At 54.8% G+C, this 2398-nt stretch carries 1 protein-coding gene and 1 pseudogene; both read left to right on the plus strand.

From position 1 onward, the window contains the following. Positions 1-151: 151 nt before the first annotated feature. Positions 152-1039 (plus strand): annotated as a pseudogene (locus ACMX3H_RS18325) (LysR family transcriptional regulator); the annotation flags it as partial. 633 nt (positions 1040-1672) lie between these two features. Beyond that, on the plus strand, positions 1673-2263 hold the full coding sequence (locus ACMX3H_RS18330) for an MFS transporter (RefSeq protein WP_415211816.1): 591 nt from the start codon (positions 1673-1675) through the stop codon (positions 2261-2263). The last annotated feature ends 135 nt before the right edge of the window (positions 2264-2398 follow it).

Here is a 2398-nt window from a genome sequence, read left to right on the forward strand (position 1 = left end):
TATCATCGCCGGATTATCCATGATCTGACAGCCGTCCCTTATAGGATGCGGGTTCACTAGGCATCGTAGTGGAACATATTCTTACCGGGCTATACAACAAACCCACCAATAATTCAAGACGTCCTCCACGGGGCGCTTACGCGTGATTCGGGTGTTAAAAGAAAATTTCAACGATCTCATGGCGTTTCTCATTGTCGCCCAGGAGCGCAGTTTTACCCGCGCGGCGGCGCGGTTGGGGTTATCGCAATCCGCCCTCAGCCATTCCATGCGCAATCTGGAAGAGAGAATGGGTATTCGCCTGTGTACGCGTACCACGCGCAGCGTATCTGTAACGCAGGCCGGCGAACGTCTGCTTGAACGCATAGGGCCGCATTTCAACGATATTGAAATTGAGCTGAACGCCATGAAAGACATGCGTGATGTGCCGGCCGGGAATATTCGAGTTACCGTCGGCGAGCATGCCGCTGATTGTATCCTATGGCCGGTATTGCGCATTTTTTGCCGCAATGGCCCGATATCCATGTTGAAGTGACGGTAGATAATGCTTTGACCGATATCGTAAGCCACCGGTTCGACGCGGGGGTCCGTCTAGGAGATCAGGTGGCGAAAGATATGGTCGCCGTCCCAATCGGTCCGCCGATGCGGATGGCGGTAGTGGGTTCGCCCGCTTATTTCGCCCGCCATCGTCCGCCGCGCGCGCCATCGGACCTAACACCATCGTTGTATCACTATGCGCTCGTTGACGCTGGGCGGGCTTATGCCCTGGGAATTTGCGCGCGACGGTAAAGAAGTGCGGGTCAGGGTAGAAGGCCAGTTGACCATTAACGCCTTACGTCATCGTATTGACGCGGCGAAAGCCGATTTGGGCCTGATTTACCTGCCCGAAGACACGGTAAGCCATGAGATTGCCGATGGGCGTCTGGTCCGGATTTTGGAAGCGTGGTGTGACGTTTTCCCCGGTTATTATCTCTATTATCCCAGCCGAAGGCCGCAAACGACGGCTTTTTCCCTCTTCGTGGCGGCCCTGCGCGCCAACCGGGAAACGCCCCCTGGTTGGTTGGCCGGTATTCTCATCCCCTCAGGTGCGCGGCGCGCACCACTGACCACGGCGTCTCTTACCCAGCACGGCCGGCGCTGGCCGCTTGTGCCGTTTTGGCCATTGGCGGCCGCCGTTGACAACGATTGAGACCGTATTGTCACGCGCCCCTCGACATTACCTCCGGCGCCGTTGATGGAACGCCCTTCACTGTCCGCGACAACGCGCCTTTTAGGCCATGGCCCGGCGGCGTCACCGCCCCTCCGGATTGTGAGCTGGCGCACGTTTGGAAAATTTTTCAATAACATAGTGAAATAATGGAATTGTTCCCGCTACCGATAGCACCAAGAATACCCCCGAGCCGGTGGCTTGCGCAGGGCGGTTTACCGTAAAACACAAACCGCGGCGTCCAATCGGGTATCGCCCGATCGCGCCGCCGCCCATGCCATCAGATGACCGCGCCAGCCAGCCCCAAAGCGGAGCCTTGGGTACCGTTATTGCGGCAGATCATGACCCGCTCCTGCCCTGAAGCACCTTCGACACGCTTGATTGATGATTCCATTTTTGCGAGGGAGAGAAATGTTGCAGCAGCCTGACTATGAAAACATGCGCGTTTATAAGAAAAAAAACATCACGATGCTTCGCTCCCTAGGCTATGCCATGACGGACCTGAACGGTTCAGCGTGGGGAACGCTGGTCGGCTCCTATTTGGTGTTATTCTTGACCACTTTCGCCGAGCTTAACGCCGGCCTCGTCGGCACAATGTTATTTGTCCTGAAAATACTGGATATGTTGGTGTGCGGCGCTATCGGCGGCGTATCCGACCATTTATTCCGCACTCGTATCGGACGACGGCTTGGCCGCCGCCATACGCTATTTATCATCGGCGCGATATTGACCCTCATTTGCTTTCCGCTGCTGTTTAGCGTTCAAGTGGGCTCCTATTGGTGGTATTTCATCGTCCTGTTTCTGCTGGACACCGCACAATCATTCAACAATATCGCTTACGAAACGCTGGCGACTGAGATGGCCGATAACGCCAATGAACGGGTAAAACTCAGTTCGGTACGGATGTTTATTGCCGTCTTCGGTACTTTCGCGGTAACCGGGCTACCGGCTATTTTACTTTCCGTCCTGGGTAAGGACGGCGCGGAGGCCTATACCCTCTCCGGTATCATTTTCGGCTTCGCGCTCTGCGTCGGCACGCTTATCACCTATTTCACGTAAGCGCCCCGTGGAGGACGTCTTGAATTATTGGTGGGTTTGTTGTATGAGACAGTAAACCTACGTTACACGCTTATGCTCATTGCATTTTCACATTGTATTGATTTTAATAACTTTTATTTCCATCCCGGTTTGAGT

It is taken from the genome of Sodalis sp. (in: enterobacteria) (assembly GCF_047607725.1).
Classification (GTDB): Bacteria; Pseudomonadota; Gammaproteobacteria; order Enterobacterales; family Enterobacteriaceae; genus JBLKSS01.